The 21,012-nt window shown below is 72.0% G+C and carries 16 protein-coding genes; 5 read left to right on the top strand and 11 right to left on the bottom strand.

Annotated elements, in window-relative coordinates; translation table 11 throughout:
* The first annotated feature begins 25 nt into the window (after positions 1-25).
* Both HUO13_RS25475 and HUO13_RS25470 read left to right on the top strand, forming a co-directional pair.
* Positions 26-613 carry a winged helix-turn-helix domain-containing protein gene (locus tag HUO13_RS25475; protein ID WP_249124041.1) on the top strand — a complete coding sequence of 196 codons (588 nt, stop codon included), beginning with the start codon at positions 26-28 and terminating at the stop codon, positions 611-613.
* Positions 511-1,101, top strand: coding sequence for an IS630 family transposase (locus HUO13_RS25470; RefSeq protein ID WP_211897576.1), 591 nt, complete (start codon positions 511-513; stop codon positions 1,099-1,101). Before HUO13_RS25475 ends, HUO13_RS25470 begins: the two co-directional genes overlap by 103 nt.
* 29 nt (positions 1,102-1,130) lie before the next feature.
* Here the strand turns inward: HUO13_RS25470 and HUO13_RS25465 are convergent, their stop codons facing one another.
* The 3 genes from HUO13_RS25465 to HUO13_RS25455 form a co-directional block, all read right to left on the bottom strand.
* Positions 1,131-1,895, bottom strand: coding sequence for a hypothetical protein (locus HUO13_RS25465; protein ID WP_211897575.1), 765 nt, complete (start codon positions 1,893-1,895; stop codon positions 1,131-1,133).
* A 410-nt stretch (positions 1,896-2,305) separates the two neighbouring features.
* Positions 2,306-4,420: an ATP-binding protein gene (locus HUO13_RS25460; protein WP_249124040.1), complete on the bottom strand. Its 2,115-nt coding sequence runs from the start codon at positions 4,418-4,420 to the stop codon at positions 2,306-2,308.
* A 7-nt stretch (positions 4,421-4,427) separates the two neighbouring features.
* Positions 4,428-6,785: an ATP-binding protein gene (locus HUO13_RS25455; protein ID WP_349253337.1), complete on the bottom strand. Its 2,358-nt coding sequence runs from the start codon at positions 6,783-6,785 to the stop codon at positions 4,428-4,430.
* Between the two features lie 188 nt (positions 6,786-6,973).
* On the opposite strand from HUO13_RS25455, the gene HUO13_RS25450 reads away from it, so the two are divergent.
* Complete coding sequence (locus HUO13_RS25450; protein ID WP_249124039.1) at positions 6,974-9,283, top strand: ATP-binding protein; 2,310 nt, start codon at positions 6,974-6,976, stop codon at positions 9,281-9,283.
* 58 nt (positions 9,284-9,341) lie between these two features.
* Here HUO13_RS25450 and HUO13_RS25445 read toward each other — a convergent pair whose 3' ends face one another.
* The gene (locus tag HUO13_RS25445; protein WP_211897573.1) at positions 9,342-10,181 is read right to left on the bottom strand and encodes a TauD/TfdA dioxygenase family protein; all 840 of its coding nucleotides are present in this window, start codon (positions 10,179-10,181) and stop codon (positions 9,342-9,344) included.
* A 165-nt stretch (positions 10,182-10,346) separates the two neighbouring features.
* On the opposite strand from HUO13_RS25445, the gene HUO13_RS25440 reads away from it, so the two are divergent.
* Positions 10,347-11,348 (top strand): methyltransferase, encoded by a 1,002-nt coding sequence (locus HUO13_RS25440; protein ID WP_211897572.1) that lies wholly within the window; start codon positions 10,347-10,349, stop codon positions 11,346-11,348.
* Positions 11,349-11,356: 8 nt separating this feature from the next.
* Here HUO13_RS25440 and HUO13_RS25435 read toward each other — a convergent pair whose 3' ends face one another.
* The 7 genes from HUO13_RS25435 to HUO13_RS25405 form a co-directional block, all read right to left on the bottom strand.
* The gene (locus tag HUO13_RS25435; RefSeq protein WP_211897571.1) at positions 11,357-12,604 is read right to left on the bottom strand and encodes an FAD-dependent oxidoreductase; all 1,248 of its coding nucleotides are present in this window, start codon (positions 12,602-12,604) and stop codon (positions 11,357-11,359) included.
* Positions 12,601-14,262: a prenyltransferase/squalene oxidase repeat-containing protein gene (locus HUO13_RS25430; RefSeq protein WP_211897570.1), complete on the bottom strand. Its 1,662-nt coding sequence runs from the start codon at positions 14,260-14,262 to the stop codon at positions 12,601-12,603. Before HUO13_RS25430 ends, HUO13_RS25435 begins: the two co-directional genes overlap by 4 nt.
* Positions 14,259-15,215, bottom strand: coding sequence for a UbiA family prenyltransferase (locus HUO13_RS25425; protein WP_211897569.1), 957 nt, complete (start codon positions 15,213-15,215; stop codon positions 14,259-14,261). The genes HUO13_RS25430 and HUO13_RS25425 overlap by 4 nt, the downstream gene beginning before the upstream one ends.
* Before the next feature lie 59 nt (positions 15,216-15,274).
* On the bottom strand, positions 15,275-16,282 hold the full coding sequence (locus HUO13_RS25420; RefSeq protein ID WP_211897568.1) for a polyprenyl synthetase family protein: 1,008 nt from the start codon (positions 16,280-16,282) through the stop codon (positions 15,275-15,277).
* Positions 16,279-17,313, bottom strand: coding sequence for an aminotransferase class I/II-fold pyridoxal phosphate-dependent enzyme (locus HUO13_RS25415; RefSeq protein WP_249124038.1), 1,035 nt, complete (start codon positions 17,311-17,313; stop codon positions 16,279-16,281). The genes HUO13_RS25420 and HUO13_RS25415 overlap by 4 nt, the downstream gene beginning before the upstream one ends.
* A gap of 257 nt (positions 17,314-17,570) precedes the next feature.
* Positions 17,571-18,764, bottom strand: coding sequence for a glycosyltransferase (locus HUO13_RS25410; protein WP_249124037.1), 1,194 nt, complete (start codon positions 18,762-18,764; stop codon positions 17,571-17,573).
* Positions 18,761-18,898 (bottom strand): hypothetical protein, encoded by a 138-nt coding sequence (locus HUO13_RS25405; protein ID WP_211897566.1) that lies wholly within the window; start codon positions 18,896-18,898, stop codon positions 18,761-18,763. The genes HUO13_RS25410 and HUO13_RS25405 overlap by 4 nt, the downstream gene beginning before the upstream one ends.
* Positions 18,899-19,489: 591 nt before the next feature.
* Here HUO13_RS25405 and rox point away from each other — a divergent pair.
* A complete protein-coding gene (gene rox, locus HUO13_RS25400; protein WP_211897565.1) occupies positions 19,490-20,917 on the top strand; it encodes a rifampin monooxygenase in 1,428 nt (475 codons plus the stop codon).
* Positions 20,918-21,012: the final 95 nt, after the last annotated feature.

Here is a 21,012-nt window from a genome sequence, read left to right as displayed (position 1 = left end):
TGTTGTGCGGTGAGATGATCGTGGTGTGCCGAAGTCTTCACGATCGACGGGCAAGCAGGCCCGTGAGAGCAAACCTGTTGCTGCTAGACGGGATTTCGAGGCGTTGCGCCAGCGGCGGATGCGAGCGGCGGAGATGTTCGATCGCGGCGAGCGGCAGGTCGATGTGGCTTCGACGTTGGGGGTGTCGGCGCAGACCGTGTCGAAGTGGTACCGGGCGTGGTCGGCCGGTGGTCGTGAAGGGCTGGCCGGTGCCGGTCGTGCCGGGCGGGTGCCCAGGCTGTCCGATGAACAGCTGGCCGAGGTGGAGGCGGAGTTGCTCAGAGGCCCACGTGCCAACGGGTTTTCTACTGAGATGTGGACGTTGGCCCGGGTGGCTGAGGTGATTGAACGCCTCACCGGTGTCCGGTATTCGCTCACGCAGACCTGGACGATCCTGCGCGAGCGGTTGGGCTGGAGTCGCCAGCGTCCGGCGCGCAAAGCCGCCGAGCGCGATGACGAGGCGATCGAGGAATGGGTCAAGGCCGAGTGGCCGCGGATAAAAAGGGGGCCCGGCGCCGAGGAGCCTGGATCTGCTTCCAAGACGAAAGCGGTTTCTCTCTGCTGCCCGCGGTGAGGGCCACCTGGGCGCCACGAGGCCAGACCCCGGTGCTGCGGCACCGGTTCTCCTGGAAGCGCATGTCGATGTCCGGCGCGCTGGCCTACCGACAGGATCGCAGTGCAGCGGTGTTTGTGTTTCAGATCAAGGAGGACAGCTACAACACCACCTCCCTGATCGAGTTCCTCACCGACCTGCACACCCACCTCGACGGAGAGCCGGTCACGCTGATCTGGGACGGGCTGCCCGCCCACCGGTCCAAAGCCATGAAAGCCTGGCTGGCCACACAGCGGCATTGGCTTGTCGTCGAACGACTTCCCGGATACGCACCCGACCTCAACCCGGTCGAACAGGTCTGGGGCAACCTCAAAGCCACCGAACTGGCCAACCTCTGCCCCAACGTCATCGATGAAGCTCATGCCGCTGCGGAGACCGGACTGGAACGCATCGGCAACAGCTACCAACTGTGCTACTCCTTCCTCGAACACACCGGCCTCCGCCTATGAACCAAGATCACCCAAATACCGAAAGATCATTAGTGGTCGGTGGGTACGGCGATTTCGCCGTCCTCTCGGATCAGCCGGTCGAAGACCTCGTCCGGCATCCACACGCGGTGCGGGTAGCCGGTGCCCCACGAGTTCAGGAACGGCACGGCGCCGAGCTCGTCCGCGCGCGCGTTGCCGAGCACCGAATGCACCTCGTCCACCGAACGCGCCCAGCGGAACACCTTGATGCCGTCGCCGGCGTCGGGGACGTAGCCGCTGCGCCGCGTGTGGTTGTGACCGGCGAAGGAGTCGTCCCAGTCGACGTGGCCGGCCGATGCCAGGACCTCGGCCGCGGCGCGGCAGGACGTGCCGTTGTCGTCGCCCGGGTTGGTCTCGGCCCACTGGTCGCGCTCCTTGGCCCGGTCCCACAGCCACCTGGCGGTGTAGATCTCCTTGTTGAGGATGCTCATGCACCGCGACCAGGCGAACCCGACGCAGGCGCCCTCGCTGCCCTGGTCGTAGAACTCCCACCACTCGTCCTGGTCGGGTTCTCCGCCGGGTTCCAGGCAAACCGCGTGGCCGCCCCGGATCGCGGTGAGTGACGCCGGTCCGCCCCGGGCCACGAACTCGACACCACGGCGGTCGGGTTCCGGCTCGTCGAACTCGGCGTACCAGTTGACGCCGATCACCACCGGCACGTGCACGGGCCGGGTCCGCGCGGTCAGCGGGTAGCTTTCGACGTGGTGCCAGTCGTCCGGGATGAACCGCCCCAGCCGCTGGTCGTCCGGATCTCTCTCAATAGGTCTGTAGCGCATGGTCCCCTCCGTTCATCGCTCGCACCGGCCGCGCCGGTGTGGGGACGGCTTTTTCCTCGGTCCGCGTTCGATCCCGTTCGTGCGAAAGCACTTCAGCGAGGAGGAGGCCGGGCCGCCGGGCGCTCGTGGGCGCTGCGCGGGACGATGGCCAGGCCCCCGGTGGAACCTGGTCGCGGCGATGCCGATGAGCTCGATCACGGTGAACCACCCCTGGCACCACGTGTTCCGCGAACTCGTTTCACCTTGGTGCGGCGGTGTTTGCCGATCGCCGGACGTCCTCAGCGGACTCGGGCCCGACGCTAGCAACCGCGATGCGCCCGCAGTACGGCAAATGGTCCTCAATCCACGGACACGGTCGAGCTGCGACGCCTGGTGAGCCGTCGCGCCGGCTCACCGAAGGTGCGCCAAGGTCACGCTTCCTCGCTCTGTTGGAGGGCGTAGGACGTCACCTCGGGCACGGTGAGCTTCCTGCCGTCTTCGAAAGCGTCCTCGAAAGCCCGCGGGCCGAGGGTCTTGCGCGCTTGTTCCTCGCTGACGTGGTGCCGGGTCACGTACGGCGCGAACCCGAACAACGGCGTGCCGATCTCGCTCCACAGGGTGTGGCTGGCGCCCAGCAGCCGGGCGGTGCGGTCGGCGTCGTGCTCCGTCGCGGCCCAGGCGAGCAACTCGACGGACAGGGCCACGCCGACCAGGTCGTTGAGATGTTGTTTGATCCGCAGGCATTCCCGGGCGTAGGAGCCGGCCCGCCGGGTGTCGCCGTCGGTCCAGGCGGCGACGCCCAGCACCCACAGCGCCCAGGAACGCGACCAGGGAACCTTGTACGGGGGTCGCAACGCCAGGCATTCCTCGCAGAGGGCGCGCGCCCGCTCGGTGTCGCCGAGCAGCAGCACGGTGCTGGCCAGGATGGGACGGCTCACCGCGGTCACCGCGCTGGGCACGCCGAGGGTCTTCTCCTGCTCCAGGGCCTGTTCCAGGTACTCCACCGCGATGTGCTGGTTGCCGCGCATGTGCTCGGCGTAGCCGGACACGCACAGGGCGGAGGTGAGCTCGGAGGTCTCTCCCGTCCGGCGTGCGAGGTCGCGGGCCTCGTCGAGCATCGGCAGCGCACTGCCGACATCGCCCTGCAGGGTCGTGATCCAGGCGTTGGCCCACAACGCCTTGGCCCTTTCCGCGCACGGTTCCGTCGCGAGCGCGAGCAGGTGGTCCAGCCAGTGGCGCCCCTCGGCGACCCAGCCGCCGCCCACCCAGCAGAACCACAGCGCCCCGGCCAGCCTCAGCCCCTCGCGCTCCTCACCGGGCGTGGTGAGGCAGAACTCCAGCGCCGCCCGCAGGTCGGCGTGCTCGGAGCGCATGCGCTCGTGCCAGTCCTCCTGCTGCGGACCGAACCACCTCGCTTCCGCCCGCTCGGCCAGCCACCGGTAGTGGTCCCGGTGGCGGCGGCGCAGGCGGTCGCTGTCGCCGGACTTCGCAAGCCGCTGCGCACCGTACTGGCGGGTCGGGTCGAGCAGCCGGTAGCGCGTCCACCCGGCCCGGTCCCTCCGGCTCAGGACCGACTTGTCCAGGAGCGAGACCACCAGTTCGAGCACTGCCTCCCGCGGCACCGCGTCGTCGGAGCACACCGCTTCGGCGGACTCGAGGTCGAAGTCCGCCGCGAACACCGAAGCCCGCGCCCACAACGTCCGCTCGGTGGGGGAGCACAGCTCGAAGCTCCAGTCGAAGCTCGCCCGCAACGTCTCGTGGTACCGCGCCACCCGGGCCCCCTGGTCCGGTATCTCCTCCTGCTCGGGCCAGTTCCGCAGGCCGGTGAGGATCTGCTCGACCGACATCGTCCGGAGCCACTTCGCCGCCAGCTCCAGGGCGAGCGGCAGTCCCTCCAGCCTGCGGCAGATGGCGGCGACCGCGCCGCAGTTCGAGGCGTCGACGGTGAAGCCGGGGACCAGGACCTTGGCGCGCGCGGTGAACAGCTCCACCGAGGCGCTGGCCAGCACCGCCTCCAGGGGCAGCGGGCTGTCGTCGTCGGGCACCGGCAGCGGGGGCACGGTCACCACGTGCTCGCCTTCGGCGCCCAGGAGATGGCGGCTGGTGATCAGGATCCGCAGCCGGGGGGCGGTCTTGAGCAGGGCGGTCACCAGCGTGGCGCACTCCTGCACCAGGTGCTCGCAGTTGTCGAGCACCAGCAGCAGACGCCGGGACTCCAGGTACTCCGCCAGCGAGTCGATCGGCCGCCGCAGGGAGTAGTCGCCGACGCCGAGGGTCTCCAGCACGGTGTGCGGCAGGAGTGCGGGGTCCTCCAGCCCGGCCAGGCCCACCAGCCACACCCCGTCGGGGAACTTCCGCCGCACCTGCGCGGCCACGCGCAGGCCCACGCGCGACTTGCCGACCCCCGGAGGTCCGGTGACGGTCAGCAACCTCGCCTGCGACAGCGTCCGCTTGCCCAGGGCCACCTCGTCGCGGCGCCCCACGAAGCTGCTGTCCTCTTCCGGCAGGTTCCCCACGTGCCGCCGCGAACCCCCTGCGCTGGTCATCTCCGGCTCACCCACTTCGGCCGTCGCGGGCGTTCTGCTGGTGGGCGCTCTGCTTCGCCATCCAAGCCGCGACCTGGTTCCGGGAGTTGAGTCCGAGCTTGGTGAAGATGTGCTCCACGTGGGCGTCGACGGTGCGCTTGGCGATGACCAGCCGGGAGGCGATCTCCTTGTTGGACAGGCCCTGGGTGACCAGCTCGGCGATCTCCCGCTCGCGCCGCGTCAGCGGTGAGCTGGACCCGGCCCCACCGCCGCGGCCTGCCTTGGGCTTCTCCTCCAGGGCGTAGGCCGTCGCCGCGGGGAGATCGAGTCCGCGCCCGTACCGGAAGGCGTCGTCGAATCCGGCGTCGCCGAGGGCCTGCCGCGCCCGGGCCTCGGCCTGGTCGTGCCAGTCGAGGTAGTAGGCGAACCCGAAGAGGAACTCGCTGAGCGGTTCGAAGAGCCTGCGGCTGACCCCGAACAGCGTCGCGGCCCGTCTCGGCTTGCCCCCGGCCGCCGCGATCCAGCCCAGGACCTCCACGCACAGGGCGACGCTGATCGGGTCGTGGAGGACCCGTTCGATCTTCAGCGACTCGCGCACGTTGTCGTCGGCCGGTCGCGGCTCGCCCCGCGCCCACTGGGCGAGGCCGAGTATCCAGAGGGTGCGCGACAGGCTCCAGCGCTCGCCGCAGGACTCGCACATCTGCCTGCACTCCTGGCACAGCGCCACGGCGCGGTCCAGGTCGCCGCGCGTGCACACGGCCAGGGCCAGGTAGAACATCGTGAGGGCGAGGTTGGCGTTGGGTTCGCCCGCGGCCCGGTGGTGGACCAGCGCTTCCTCCAGCAGCTTGACCCCGCGGGCGTGGTCGCCGTGCATCAGCTCGGCCAGGCCGGTCATCTGGAGCCCGCGCACGAGCGCGGCGTCGTCGCCGAGGAGCTGGGCGAGGTCCTGGCACTCCTCCAGCATGGCCAGGGCCGCGTTGTTGTCGCCCTGCCTGGTGGCGATGTAGCCGTTGACCCACAACGCCTTGACCCGCTCGGGACCGGGCTCCGCGTCGAGGGCCAACGCCTTGTCCAGCCAGTGCCGCCCCTCGGTGAGCAGGCCGTGCGCGATCCAGTAGAACCACAACGCGCCCGCGAGGCGCTGCGCGGTTCGCGCACCACCGGGCTCGGCGAGGCAGAACTCCAGCGCCGCCTGGATGTTCGGATGCTCGGCGTGCAGGATCTCCAGCCATTCGAGCTGGCGGGGACCGAACCAGTCGGCCTCGACCCTCTCCGCCAGGCGCAGGTAGTAGTCGCGGTGCCGCAGCCGGAGCGCGGCCTCGCCGTCGGATTCGCGCAGCCGCTGGTGTCCGTACTGGCGCACCGTTTCGAGCAGGCGGTAGCGGACCGCGGAGCCGGTTTCCTCGCGCGCCAGCAAGGACTGGTCCACCAGTCCCGCCACGCAGCCGAGGATCTCGTGCGGCGGCAGGTGCTCGTCCGCGCAGACCGCTTCGGCGGCCTCGAGGCTGAAGCCCCCGGCGAACACCGACATCCGCCGCCACAGCGCCTGCTCCTGCCTGGAGCACAGGTCGAAGCTCCAGTCGAAGGTCGCGCGCAGCGTCCGGTGGTGCGGAGGATCGATGCGGCTGCCTCCGGTCAGCAGGCGGAAGCGGTCGTCCAGGCGCGAGAGGATCTGCTCCATGGACAGTGCACGCATCCGCACGGCGGCCAGCTCGATCGCCAGCGGCAGTCCTTCCAGCCGCTGGCACAGCCGGGCCGCCGTCGCCAGGTTGTCGGAATCGACCGCGAATCCGGGGAGCACCGCGGCCGTCCGCAGTTCGAACAGCGACAGCGCCTCGTAGCGGACGTCGCCCGGTGCGGATCGCTCGTGGGCGTCCTCGGCGTCCAGCACCGACAGCGGGGGCACCTGCCAGACGTGTTCGCCGGCCGCGCCGAGCGGCTCCCGGCTGGTGGCGAGGATGCGCAGGCCGGGAGACACCGCCAGCAGAGCGGTCACCAGCCGCGCGCACTCGTCGACCACGTGCTCGCAGTTGTCCAGGAGCAGCAGAAGCTGCTTGTCTGCCAGGTAGTCGGCAAGCACGGTTTCGGCGTCGCGCGTGGACAGCTCGCGCAGCCCCAGCGACGCGGCGACCGCGGCGCCGAGCACGGAGGGAGCCTGGAGCCGGGCCAGCTCGACCAGCCACGCCCCGTCGCGGAAACCCCGCTGCGCGCCCCTGGCCACGCGCAACGCGAGCCGGGACTTGCCCACTCCGCCCACCCCGGTCAGCGTCGTCAGCCGTGACGACGACAGCATGGCCCTGACCTCGGCCATCTCCCGCCGACGCCCCACGAAGCTGGTGACGTCGGAAGGAAGACCTCCGGACCTCCCGCGCGGCGATGGGTCCACCGCCCAACTGTACGACCGCCCGGGCCCGCGGGCCTGACCTCGGCGAGCGGCTGCGGCCCCAGGTCGCGGAGCCGGTCCGGGCCCGCGTGGTGGCGCGGAGGAAGTCGGGAGGTATACGCTCCGCCAGAGCGACCCCAGGCAGCAGGGCCGGGGCGACCAGGTCAACAGCCGCAAACCAGGTACCAGTGGTGTCGCCGCCGACGGTCGGGAACCTTCCCCTTGATCTGACCAGCTTCGTCGGGAGACGACGGGAGCTGGCCGATGCGAGATCGCTGCTGGCGCGCTCGCGCCTGCTGACCCTCACCGGTGTCGGTGGCGTGGGCAAGACCCGGCTGGCGCTCCAACTGGCGGGCAGCGTCGGCAAGGCGTTCCCGGACGGGGTGTGGTGGGTCGACCTCACCAGGCTCTCCGGGCCGCGTCTGCTGTCGCGGGCCGTCGCCGAAGCCGTCGAGATCCGGGAGCACTCCCGTCGGGACCCCCTTCTCGTGCTCTGCGAGCACTTCGCCGACCGGCGCGCCCTGCTCGTGCTGGACAACTGCGAGACGATGTCGGACGAGTGCGGCAGCGTGGCCGACGCGCTGCTCAAGCAGGCGCCGGAGCTGCGCGTGCTGGCGACGAGCCGGGAGCGGCTGAACATCCCCGCCGAAGTGCTCATGGTGGTCCCGCCGCTGTCGCTGCCCGCGGAGTCCGGCGGGCCGGGCCAGGAGCAGTCCGAAGGTCTCGAGCTGTTCGTCAGGCGCGCCCAATCGGTCCAGGCCGAATTCAGGACCGACAGCGGCAACCGCGCGGTGGTGGAGGACATCTGCCGCAGGCTCGACGGCCTGCCGCTGGCGATCGAGCTCGCCGCCGCCCGCGTGCGGGCGCTCTCGCCGGAACAGATCCTGGAGCGGCTCGACGACCCGTACCGGCTGCTCAGCGGCGGGACGGCGGGCGCGGAGCCCCGGCACCGGACCCTGCGGGCGCTGATCGACTGGAGCTTCCAGCTGTGCACCGAGCCCGAGCGGCTGCTCTGGATGCGCTCGTCGGTGTTCGCGGGCAACTTCGACCTGGAGGCGGCCGAGGCGGTGTGCCAGGGCGACGGCATCGCGCCCGGGAGCGTCGTGGACCTGGTCACCGGGCTGATCGACAAGTCCATCCTGCATCGCGAGCAACACGGGAGCGTCTCGCGGTACCGGCAGATCGAGACGATCCGCCAGTTCGGCCGCGAGCGGCTGGCCGGCACCGGGGAGGAGCAGCTCGTGCGGCTGCACCACCGGCAGCACTACCAGCGCATCGCCACCCGCACCTGGTCGGAGCGGTTCGGGCCGCACCAGGTCGACTGGTTCGCCCGGCTGCGGCTGGACCACGCCGACCTGCGGGTCGCGCTCGAGGACTGCGCGTCGGATCCCGCCGCGGCGTCCGACGGGTTGCGCATGGCCGCGGACCTGCTCTACCACTGGCTCAGCAGCTTCTACCTCGACGAGGGCCGGGGCTGGCTGGACGACTTCCTCGCCCTCGCCTCCGCACCGTCCACGACCCGCGCCGACGCGCTGTGGGTCAACGGCTGGCTGGCACTCATCCAGTCCGATTTCAGCGCCGCGGGGTCGATGCTGGCCGAGGCCCGCGCCCTGGCGACGCGACTCGGCGCCGCGGAGGCGCTGGCCTACACCGCCCTGTTCTCCGGCATGGCGGCGAGCTTCGACCACGATTCCCAGGCAGCCCTGGACCTGTACCAGGAGGCCCTCGACAGGCATCGCACCGCGGACAACCCGCACGGGGTCGCCTCGACCCTGATCAGGTCGGCGATGGCCTACTCCCACCAGGGTGACTCCGCGCGAGCCATCGCCCTCGCCGAGGAGTGCCTCGCGGTCTGCGACGCGGCGGGCGACGTGTGGCACAAGGCCTACGCGCTGACCGCGCTCGGCATCGAGGTGTGGCGGCAGGGCGACATCCGGCGGGCGGAGGTGCTGGAGCGGGAGAGCCTCGGGCTCAACCACGAGCTCGACGACCGCCTGGGCATCGTGCTGAACCTCGAGATCCTTGCGCTCGTCGCCGAGACCGACGGCCGCGGCGAACACGCGGCCCGGCTCTTCGGCATCCTGCGATCGCTGAGCCGCTCGCTCGGCGTGTCGCTGCGCGCGTACACCCACCTCGCCGACGACTACGACGAATGCGTGCGACGACTCCGAAGCACTCTGGGCGAGCGGGGCTACCAGGCGTTGCTCGACGAGGGCGCGTCCCTCACCCTCGAAGACGCGCTGCACCTCGCCGCGCAGGAGGAGCCGCGACCCGACGAGCGGTCGGGCGCCGGCGACGCGCCGCGGCTGACCCGGCGTGAACGGGAGGTCGCCGAGCTCGTCGCCCAGGGCATGAGCAACAAGGAGATCGCGGCCAAGCTCATGATCGCCTCGCGCACCGCCGAGAGCCACATCGAGCACATCCTGGTCAAGCTCGGGTTCACCTCGCGCGCCCAGATCGCCACCTGGGTCGCCGACCGCTCGAGGCTGGACGCGGAGTGACCGGGCGCCGGCGGCCGGCCCGGTGTGCCGACCACCGGATCGGCACACCGGGCCGAGGTCACCGGCTGGTGGACGCGCTCAGCTCACCCGCCTCGTGGTGGGGCCAGCGGGGCGGTTCACCGACGGGCTTGTCGCCGAGCACGGTGACGCGGCGGCCGACGCGGCGGCCCGTGTAGTCGTTGACCGCGTAGTGCTGGGTGACCCGGTTGTCCCAGACGGCGATCGCGCCGGGGACCCAGCGGTAGCGGCACACCCGTTGCGGGCTCTCGGAAACCTCGAACAACTGGCGTAGCAACGCGTCGCTCTCCCCGGAGGTCAGCTGCGGGATGCGGCGGGTGAACATGCGGTTGACGTACAGCGAGCGGCGGCCGGTTTCCGGGTGCGCGCGCACCACGGGATGCTCGGCCTCGCTGCGGAACGAGCCGTTCGGGTGCTCGAAGACGTGCACGGCGGTGAGCCCGTCGAGCAGTTCGCGCACTGGCGCCGACAGTGCCTCGTAGGCCAGGTACTGGTTGCTCCACATCGTGTCGCCGCCTGACGGCGGGCACTCCACGAGCTGCAGCACCGACGCGATCGGCGGGGAGGGGCTGAACGTGACGTCGGTGTGCCAGACGTCGGCACGCGCCCCCTGCTCGGAGTCCAGCACCACCAGCTCGTCGTGGCCGGGCAGCTTCGGCAGGAACGGGTGCACCTCCAGCTCGCCGAAACGGCGGCCGAACGCCTTGTGCGCCTCCGGTTCGAGCCCGGCAGCGTCGGGGAGGAACAGCACGAGGTGTTCCAGCAGCAGTTCCCGCACTGCGGTGAAATCGGAGTCGGTCAGCGCGTCGAGCGGCACGCCGCGCACTTCCGCGCCCAGCGCCCCGGACACCGGGCGCACGTCGAAACGGTTCTCGTTCATTGTTTTTCCGCCTTTCTCGGACGTTTTCAGGCAGCGCGAAATGGCCTTTCGTCAACCGGCCGGAATGCTCCGGAAATGGTTGACGGGAATTGTTCGCGACTGACACGCTGGCCGTGCCGGACCTTTTTCCGGCGGTCCCCGGACTCCCTCGTCGAAAGGACGCCCATGCCGCACGACGCCGCCGCTGAGCTCGCCCGTCTCGTGGACCTGGCAACCCCGTTCGCGATCCGCACCGCGGTCGCCCTGCGGCTGCCCGAGCTGGTCGAGGCGGGCACCACCGGCCTGGCGGAGCTGGCCGCGGCGAGCGAATGCGACGAGGACTCGCTGGCGCGGCTGCTGCGGCACCTGGTCGCCGTCGGCCTGTTCGACGAAACCGCGCCGGGGACCTACGGGCTCACCTCGCTCTCGCGCGAGCTGCTCGGCGAGGACCAGCGCTGGCAGCGCGGCTGGCTCGAGATCGACGGTCCGGGCGCGAAGATGGACCTCGCCTACACCGGGATGCTGCATTCGGTGCGCACCGGCGAATCCGCCTACGGCCGGGTGCACGGCGTCGACTTCTGGGCCGACTACCAGCGCGACGAGCGGCTGCGGCTGTTCTTCGGCGCGATCATGGCCGCGCACGCCTGGCAGACCGGCCCGGCCGTGGCCGCGGAGTACGACTGGTCCGGGGCCCGGCGGGTGCTCGACGTCGGCGGCGGGACCGGGGCGCTGCTCGCGGACGTGCTGCTCAAGCACTCGCACCTGACCGGCGCCGTGCTGGACCTGCCGCCGGTGCGTCCGGAGGCCGAGCAGGCGTTGGCCGACGCGGGGCTCTCCGGACGCGCGGAGTTCGTCGGCGGCAGCTTCTTCGACCCGCTGCCCACCGGCTACGACGTGCTGCTGGTCTCGCGGGTTCTGACCGACTGGAACGACGAGGACGCCGCGAAGATCCTGCGCCGCTGCGGCGAGGCCGCCGGGCCGCAGGGGCGGGTCCTGATCGTCGAAGTGCTCGCGGGCGAGGAGCACGCGAAGAACAACTCCTCGTTCGACCTCCAGTCGCTCACGCTGCTGGGCGGCCGCGAGCGCACCGTCACCGGCTTTCACGGGCTGGCCGCGGCCGCCGGTCTGCCGGTGCACGCCACGCACCGCCTTCCGGGCGGGTTGGTCGTGGTGGAGTGCGCGGGCTGACACCACGCTCACGCCCAGGACGGGAGCCGCCGGGCCCGCGGGTCCGGCAGCACCCCGAGCTGGTGCAGCCGGTCCAGCGGCGTCAGCGGGTGCACGCCGAGCCCGGACATCGTGTGCATCACCGTGTAGCGGATGCGGTCGTTGCCGCCGGTGCCGCGCAGCGCCCGGCGGCCGGCGAACCGGCCCACCCGCGACAGGTCCGTGATCATCCTCGCCGCGTTGTGGCTCGTCCGGCCGATGTGGGCCAGGTTCTCCCGGCGCGCGGCCGAATACCGCGCCAGCGCGTGGTCGACGGCGGCCGGGGCGAGCGAACCGCCCTGCCGCAGCACGGTGGCGAGCTCGTGGGCGTCGGCGATGGCGCTGTTCATGCCCTGCGCGGCCATCGGGTGCACGGCGTGCCCGCTCTCGCCGGCCAGCGCCAGGCCCGGTGCGGAGAGCGTCGGCGCGAGGAACCGGGACACCGGTAGCACCTGCCTTCCGGTGAGGTTCGCGCGTATCGACGCCTCCAGCGGTGCGAGCGCGGGAGTCTCCCGGACCAGGTCGCCGACCCAGCGGTCCAGGCCGTCGGCGTCCAGCCCGCGCAACTCGTTCGCGCCGGCCTGCGCGTAGAGCCGGATCCGGCCGTCCGGCAACGGGTAGCGCAGCCGCAGCCCGCTCGGGGTGACGTAGGCGGAGAAGTCCGGGTCGACCTCCGGTGCGTCGTGCAGCTCCAGCGCGACCAGCCGGTGCGGGTACTCGTCGCGGCGGACCTCGATGCCGGCCTCGCGGCGCAGGCGGGACGACATGCCGTCGGCGGCGACCACGAGCGCCGCCTCGACGACGTCGTCGGCCAGCCGGACGCCGGTGACCCGGCCGCCGGCGGAAACCAGGCCCGTCACCAGTTCCCCCCGTCGGAGCTCGACGGTGTCGGGCAGGGACTTCGCCAGCGCCTCGAGGATCACCGGGTAGTCGTGGGCGAGCAGCCAGTTGTTCCGCGCGGGCAGGCGCGCGTAGTCGAGAACCATCCGCGCGCCGCCGCCGGCGTCGCGTGCGACCAGCTTCTCCAGCCGCAGCGCCCCGGCCGCCTCCAGCCGCGGCGCGACGCCCCACTCGTGCAGGATCGCCAGCGCTCCCGGCTGGAAGACCTCGCCCTTGGCGACCGGCCGGACCCGCTCCTGCTTGTCCAGCAGCAGCACGCGCCTGCCCAGTCGTCCCAGTGCGCACGCGGCCGCCAGCCCGGCGACGCCGGCGCCGCACACCACGACGTCGTAGGTCATCGCGCCACCGCCTTCCGGTAGCGGGCGAGGGCCCGGAGCGCGAGACCGTGCGCCAGCGCGGGGTTCGGGTACCGGGAGACGTGCCGCACGTACTCGTTGACGTTGGCCGCCGGCCAGCCGCCGGTGGGCAGCCGGTGCTCCAGCAACCAGTCCACACCGGACCGCACGGCTTGCGGCTCCGCTCCGGCGGCCAGCAGCGCCGACACCGCCCAGCCGGTCTCCTCGACCGTCCCGGGCGCACCGTCGCCGGTGCCCCACGAGCCGTCGGCCAGCCGCGTGCGTTCCAGCCACGCCCGCGCGCGACCTGCCGGTTCGCCGTCGGCCGCACCGGCCTTGGCCAGCGTCTGGAGCACGGCCGAGGTGCCCGCGGTGTGCATGCGGTACCAGACCGACTCGAAGCTCCCGTCCGGTCGCTGCGCCTTGCCCAGCCAGCGCAGCGCCCGGCGCACGCGGCGGTCTTCGGTGGGCACGCCCGAGTCCAGCAGCCCGTCGACGGCCTGCGCGGTCATGTGCGGGCACGGCCCGCTGTTGGCCACCCTGGTGTTGCGCACGCACAGGCCCCACGAGCCGCGGGTGTCCTGTTGCAGCGTCAGCCACGTGACGCCGCGGCGCACCGCATCGGCCTGGTCCGCGCCGGGCAGGTGGCTCAGCGCGGACAGGATCTCGCCGGTCTCCAGCGTCGCGGGCCAGCCCCGTGAGCCCGACCAGCCCCAGAAACCGGGCGGGCAGCCGAACGCGGTGAACGGCCGGTCCTGTTGCAGGCGCAGGAAAAGCTCCTTGACCGGGACCAGCCGGGGGTCCCGCGCGTAGCCCGCTTCGACCAGGCCGGCGGTGGCGTACATCGACCACGTCAGGTCCAGCGGCCCGCTCGACCACGAGCCGTCGGGTGCGGCCATCCGGCGGAACCAGCCGACGGCGCCGTCGACCATGTCATCACCCAGGCCGGCGCGCGCGAGCCCGGCGCAGACCAGTCCGGTCACCCAGGCGTCCTCGCACCAGCCACCCGTGCTGCCCTCGTGCTCGTAGACCTGCCGGATGACCGCGAGGGCGTTCGGCTCCGCGAGTTCCGACAACGTGCGCTGGAGGCGGGTCAGCGGCTTGTGCCGCGTCTGGGCCAGCCCGAGCGCGGAGACCATCGGGGCGCGCAGGTCGAACAGCTTCCGGTACAGCCCGGGCAGCAACGCGAGCTCGAGCGGGAACCGCCGCATCCCGCGCGGGTCGAGCCAGCCCGCGAACCCGTAGAACTGGCGGCACCACGCGACGACCTCCGGGTGCGGGATCGCTTCCAGGCCACCGAATCCGCGCATCCACTCCTGGCCTGCCTCGACCGCGGCGGCGTTGCCGCGCGGGTCCACCAGGTGCAGCACGGCCGAGGCCACGGCCGTCGGCCCGGCCTCGGACGCCTCGCCGGGCACCATCGCCCAGCCCCCGTCGGCTCCCTGGGTGCGCTTGAGCCAGCCGACGCCTGCCCCGATCAGGTCCGCCGACCCTCCGGGGTCGGCGAAGTGCAGCGCGCACACCGCGCCGACCGTGCCGAGCGTCGAGGTCAGGCTCGCGCCGCCGTAGTCGAACACCCCGTCCTCGCGCTGCGCGGCGAACAGCGCCTCGGCGCCCTCGTCGATCGCCTCGGTGATCCGGTCGGCGCGTAGGAAGGTCATCCCCAGTCCTTTCCCCCGGCCGCCACCGCGGCGGGCGGGAACTCGTGGCGTGCGCGCATCAGCGCCTGGGTGAGCAGCGAGAACAGCAGGACCGGCAGCACGAGCGCGACCGCGAAGCGGCCGCCCGCGGCCCCTGCGAAGACCGCGGCGGCGAGCACGAGGCGTTCGGCCACCAGCAGCTCGTGCGCGCGCAAGGCCGCCCGCGCACCCACGACGTCGCCCGCGCGCACCAGCGGCGCGAACGCGATGACCCCGGTGGTGGCGGCGACGGTGGTGAGCGCGAGCTGCGCGACCGGATCGGCCGTGGCCCATGCCGTGCCGAGCGCGACCAGCGCGACGCCACCGGCATAGAGGCGCAGGGCGAGCCGCACGGCGTGCCGGGCCCCGCGCTGGACCGCCACCGAGCGGTATCCGCCCGCGCGGTCGCCGTCGACGTCGCGGACGGTGCCCACCAGGTTCGACGCGGTGTCGTGCAGGAGGAAACCCACCGCCACCGGCAGCAGCGGCCACGGCGGCAGCGGCGCGGCCACCATCGCACCGATCACGAGCGTGAGCGCGGTGAGCGAGCCGCGCGTGATGTTGCCCGCGATGCCGCGTCTCTTGAACACCTTGCTGTAGCCCACGATTCCGGCCATCGCCACGGCGAACAGCGGCACGATCCGCCAGTTCGCCCACACCACCAGCCCGGCCGAGAGGGCCGCGCACGCCAGGCCGCCGTACAGCGCGGCCTCGGTGGACAGCCGTCCCGACGGGATCGGCCGGTGCGGTTTGCCGATCGCGTCGAGGCAGCGGTCGAAGTAGTCGCCGAGGTAGTGCCCCGACAGCCAGCCCAGCGCCGGTGCCAGCGCCGCGACGACCAGCGCGTCCGGCCGGCCCGCACCTCCGCCCACCGCGCAGCCGGCGAGCCCGAGCAGCGCCGGATAGCACGACGTGTAGGGCCGCCAGGTCTGCACGTGCGCGAGGACCGACCGGCCGATCCGGCGGCCCAGCGCCGCGATCGGCGGCGCCGCGGTCAGCGGTCCCTCCGCACGGCCAGCTCGGCCACCGCGCCGAGCAGACCGGCGGCCTCGGCGGACCGCAGCGCACCGAGCCCGGACCTGGCCAGCCGCACCTCCTCCTGCGCGTGCGCGAGCGCGAGGTCCAGCGCGCCGGTGGCCACCACGACCTCGCGCATGGCGGCCAGCGCCGCACCCGGCCCGAGTCCGCCGGCCAGCACCCGCTCGATCCGGCGCCGCTCGGCAGGCCCGCCCTCGCGGTGCGCCAGCAGCACCGGGAAGGTCGGACGGAGGTTCGACACGTCGCTGGTGTCCGGTTTCCCGGTGACCGCGGGGTCACCGAGGAACGGCAGCAGGTCGTCGTACATCTGGAACGCGAGACCGGTGTGCTCGGCGAACTCCGCGACGACGGCGACCTCACCGGGCGTGCCGCCGCCGAGCACCGCACCGGCCTGGCACGCACCGCGGAACAGCGCGCCGGTCTTCAGCGCGGCCATCCCGAGGTACGCCGCCAGGCCACTGCCCGGTGCGCCGGCCGCGGGTGGCACCAGCAGCGCCTCCTGCATCTGGCCGCGGCACAGGTCCTCGCCCGCCCGCGCGAGGATGCGCACCGCGGACAGCACGTCGGCCTCGGGCACCGGGCATTCGGCGAGCGAACCGAACAGCCTGATGATCAACGCGTCCCCGGTGATGATCGCGTCGGCAACCCCGTAGCGCGCGTGCACCGACGCCCGCCCGCGGCGCGTGTCGTCGCCGTCGATGATGTCGTCGTGCACCAGCGTCGCCGCGTGCAGGTACTCCACGGCCAGCGCCGCGGGCATCACCGCCTCCCGGTCGCCGCCGACGGCCTCGGCCGAGGCCACCAGCATCAGCGGCCGCAGCAGTTTGCCCGGGGACAGCAGCGCATAGCGGGAGATCTCGTCGAGCGGCTCACCGCCGCCGGACCAGCGCGCGTTGAGCGCGCGCCGGATGTCGGCCGCGACGGGGGATGAGGTGACCTCGTGGATCAGGGCGTCGGCGGTCATCCGGCGAACTCCTTGGCCAGCCCCAGCACCGCGTCGTTGGCCTCTGGTGTCCCGGTGCTCACCCGCACTCCGGCGCCTGCGATCTCGCGCACTGCGACGCCGTTGGCGGCGAGGTGTCGAACGAATGACTCGTTGCGGTCTCCGAGGCGCAGCCACAGGTAGTTCCCGCCGCTGGGCGGGACGTCCCAGCCCAGTTCGAGCAGCCCGGCCCGCACCCGGTCGCGCTCGGCGGCGACCTCCCGGCAGCGCTCGCGCATCTCGTCGCCGGCTTCGAGCGCGGCCAGCGCCGCGGCCTGCGCGACGGTCGGCACGCGGTAGAACGGCAGCGTCGGCCGCAGCGCCGCGGCGACCGGTTCGGCCGCCACCAGGTAGCCGACGCGGAGACCGAGCAGGCCGTGGGACTTGGAGAACGTGCGCACGACGGCGACCCGGTCGTCGGCCGCCGCGAGTCCGAGCCCGTCGGCGATCCGCGCGGGGTCGGCGAACTCGCGGTACGCCTCGTCGATCAGCACCAGCACGTGCGGCGGCAGCGCGGCGAGGAAGTCCGTCAGTTGCGCGTCACCGAGTACTTCTCCGGTCGGGTTGTTCGGGTTGCACAGCAACACGACCTTCGTCTCCGGCGTGACGGCGGCGGCGAGTGCGGCCAGGTCCTGGCCGTCGCCGGCCGAGGGCACCGCGACCGGTTCGGCCCGCGCGTTGCGGATCAGCAGCGGGTAGAGCTCGAACGACGGCCAGGCGTGCACCACCGAGGCGCCGGATCCGGCGTGCGCGAACAGGAACTGCTGGAGCAGGGCGCCGGAACCGGCGCCGGCGACGACCCGTTCCGGCGGGAGCGCCAACCGTTGCGCGATCGCGCCGGTGAGGCCGGTGGCCAGTGCGTCGAGCGTGAGGTTCATGCTTCCCAGACTGTCCTGGGCCGCTTTCAGCACACCGGGCAATGGCGGGGAAGTGTTCTCGTTCAAAGACAGCTGATGAATGATCTGAGCCACGCGAATGAAGGACCTTTCCCGTGCCGCGCGCAGGCTCCTCATCGCCTGTCGCCACATTTTCCGGATCAGACTCACAGCCAGTGTGCTTGCGGCCATGATCCAAAGTCAAGAAGCCAAAAGTCGTCTTCCGGACAAAGCGAAGTGACGACAATCGGTGCGTGTTTTCACGGGCAGAGCGCGCGGAATTATCGTGCGCATTTCTCGCCAGTGGATCGACAGCCGACGTGCAATTCCGTACCATCGCGTGCGCGACCGGCCCGCTCCGGTTGCCGGGGCGGCGAAGTCGTTCGCGCCGACTTTCAGGCCAGTGCGGCGAGATCCGCCGCGAGCACGTCGAATCCGGGCGCCTCCCGCGACTGCCTGGCCAGTTCCGCGGCACGCCGCCGGAATCCGCCGTCGGCGAGCACGCGGCCTGCCGCGTCGGCCAGTGCCTCCGGTGTCGCCGCGGCGGGGTCGACGTGCAGACCCAGTCCAAGCTCGGTGACGCGGCGTGCGTTGTCCGGCTGGTCGGCGAACAACGGCAGGTTCACCATCGGCGTCCCGGCCTGCACGGCCTCGTGGACACTGCCGAAACCGCCGTGTGAGAGGAAAAGCGCGGCTCTGCCCAGAATCTCGCGCTGCGGGGCGAAGGACACCAGCCGGACGTTCGCCGGCCGCGGTCCGGACCAGGTCTGCAACGCCGGTCCCAGGGACACCACGCCGTTGCACGGCAGTTCGCCGAGCGCGGCGACCATCGCGGCGAGCAGCCGCGGGGCCTCCGGCACGACGGTGTGCGCGACGGTACCGAGCCCGGCGAGCACCATCGGCTGTTCGGCGTGAACAGGAAACCCTTGTGGCGCAGCCGGATTCGGCCGATAGGAGCGTAGCGAGGATACCCGCAGCCGCTCCGGGTACCACGCGGCGGGCACGACGGCGGCGAGCAGACCGGCGTTCGGCTCCCACGGATCGTCCGAGGGGGCCAGTCCCAGTTCGTCCAGCTGCTTGTTGAGCGTGTTGCGCAGAAAAGGCAGATGCGCGCAGGAGTACGGTGCGATGTCGAGCACCGCGCGGGGCAGGCCGAGCCGTTCCGCGGCGAGGTAGCCACCGAACTCGTTGCACTCCCGCACGATCACGTCGGGCCGCCAGTCCGCCGCCGCTGCGATCAGGTCCCGGGCGAACGTCCCGGCCATCGGCCCGGCGAACGCCTTCGTCAGCGGACCGGGATCCTCGCGGGCACGGGCGGTCTCCTCAGCGCCTTCTCCTTCCGCGCCGGGCATGCCGGGGCCGGTGAGGAACGCGGGGTCGGCGAGCAGTTCTTCGAGGGTGCGGACGTTCGGCAGCGGCAGGTGCTCGACACCGTGCCGTGCGAGTTCCGCGGCCATGGCAGGCGCGGTCGCGACGGTGGCGGTGTGCCCGGCCCGGCGCAGCGCGTGGGCAACCGGGACCACGACCGGCACCAGGTGGGAGTAGTAGGGCAGGCAGGTGAGGACGATCCGCATCGGTGCCGCGCTCACCGCCGCGCGTGGACGGTCTCGGTACCCAGCCCGCCGGGCACGCCGTCCGGCCGGTCCGCGGCGACGGTGAACCCGCTGAGCGGCCCGTAGCACCCGAAGCCGGTTTCGAGTTCGACGTACCGGAGCCCGTCCACCCCACCCGCCACCTTTCCGCCACGTCCGCCGAGCAGCATAGGAGCGCCCGATCAAGAGGGTCAACGGCCGGTTCGTGCTGTCGTGACCGAGTGGGAAACGCCGACGACCGCGTTCAACCGGGCCGCCTCGCGCAACATGTACACAGTGGACTAAGCGCGAACCTGGCGGCGGCCGACGCCCGCAGGGGAGGAGCCCTACATGTTCCGCCACGGGTCCGCGAGGAACAAAAGGGTTGGGCACGGGGCGCGGCATCGGGATGGGTGTGGTGATCGGGCTGCACATCGGCGCCGTCGTCGTGGACCAGCGCAGGCGCGTCAGGGCCGGGAAAGTCGCCGCTCCGCCAACGAGTGTGCTTGGCGACTTCCGGTCCTGCTGTTCCGCTGGAAGTTGCGCGATGGCATCAGGTGGGAATGTCGAGCGGGAACGTCACTCGTTCCGTCCCATTCTCAACTTATAGCGCACCCCTGGGCTTGCGGCAAGGCCCGGGGCATGCCGCAGAATCTGCGGCCGAAGCCAGGACCTGCGGAAATCAGGGATTCGCGAAGTACGTGCGGCTGGCCCGCATCCAATCTCGTTGAACGGGCGTGTTGATGATTGACGTGATCGTGGCCGGCGGCGGACCGACCGGCTTGATGCTGGCCGGCGAGTTGCGGCTGCACGGTGTGCACGTGGTCGTGCTGGAGAGGCTGACCGAGCCGACTGGCGAGTCCCGCGGACAGGGCCTGCACGCGCGCAGCGTCGAGGTGATGGACCAGCGCGGCCTGCTGGACCGGTTCCTCGCGGTCAGCGAGAAGTTCCAGGTCGGTGGCCTGTTCGGCGGCATCATGAAGCCGTGGCCGGACCGGCTGGACACGGCTCACCCGTACGGCGTCGCCACCCCGCAGCCGGTCACCGAGCGGCTGCTCGAGGAGCGGGCCCTCGAACTCGGTGCCGAGATCCGTCGCGGCTGCGAAGTGGCCGGGCTGAGCCAGGACGAGGACGGGGTGACCGTCGAGCTGGCCGACGGCGCGCGGCTGCGCTCGCGCTACCTCGTCGGGTGCGACGGGGGCCGCAGCACGGTGCGCAAGCGGCTCGGCGTCGGCTTTCCCGGCGAGCCCGCAAAGGTCGAGACGCTGCTGGGTGTGATGGAGGCGACCGAGGACCCGGCGACGATCGCCGCCGTCGTCGAGGAGGTCCGCAAGACCCAGCTGCGGTTCGCCGTACAGCCCGTCGAGGACGGGCTGTACCGCGTCGTCGCGCCCGCCGACGGTGTGGCCGAGGACCGTGCGACCGCGCCGACCCTCGAGGAGTTCAGGACGCGGTTGCGAGCCTTCGCGGGCACCGACTTCGGGGTGCACTCGCCGCGCTGGCTGTCCCGGTTCGGCGACGCCACCCGGCAGGCCGAGCGCTACCGGGTCGGCCGGGTGCTGCTGGCCGGCGACGCGGCGCACATCCACCCGCCGACCGGCGGGCAGGGCCTCAACCTCGGCGTGCAGGACGCGTTCAACCTCGGCTGGAAGCTGGCCGCCGCGGTCGGCGGCTGGGCTCCGGACGGGCTGCTGGACAGCTACCACACCGAACGGCACCCGGTGGCCGCCGCCGTGCTGGACAACACCCGCGCGCAGATCACGCTGCTGGGGACCGAGCCGGGTCCGGCCGCGCTGCGGGAGCTGCTCTCGAAGCTGATGGATTTCGAGGAGGTGAACTGGTACGTGACCGAGATGATCACCGCGGTCGGGGTCCGCTACGACTTCGGCGAGGGCCACGAACTGCTCGGCAGGCGGATGCGGGACGTGGGCCTGAAGCGGGGTCGCCTTTACGCGCTGATGCACGGCGGCCGCGGTCTGCTGCTCGACCAGACCGGCCGGCTCTCGGTGGAGGGCTGGGCGGATCGGGTCGACCACGTCGTCGACGTCAGTGAGGAGCTGGACGTGCCCGCGGTGCTGCTGCGGCCGGACGGCCATGTGGCCTGGGCGGGTGAAGATCAGCAGGATCTGCTCGGCAGGCTGCCCAGGTGGTTCGGCACTCCTGTCAGGTAAGGACGCCAACGCGACGAAGACCCGCGGGTCTTTCGGGTCGCCATGGCGACTGCTATGACCAGCACGAACAGCGGGATGACGATTTCATGCCGGGA

This window comes from Saccharopolyspora erythraea, from assembly GCF_018141105.1.
In the GTDB taxonomy this organism is placed as follows: Bacteria; Actinomycetota; Actinomycetes; order Mycobacteriales; family Pseudonocardiaceae; genus Saccharopolyspora_D; species Saccharopolyspora_D erythraea_A.
The sequence above is the reverse complement of the archived record's forward strand: the minus strand, read 5'-3'. Positions and strand labels throughout refer to the sequence as shown.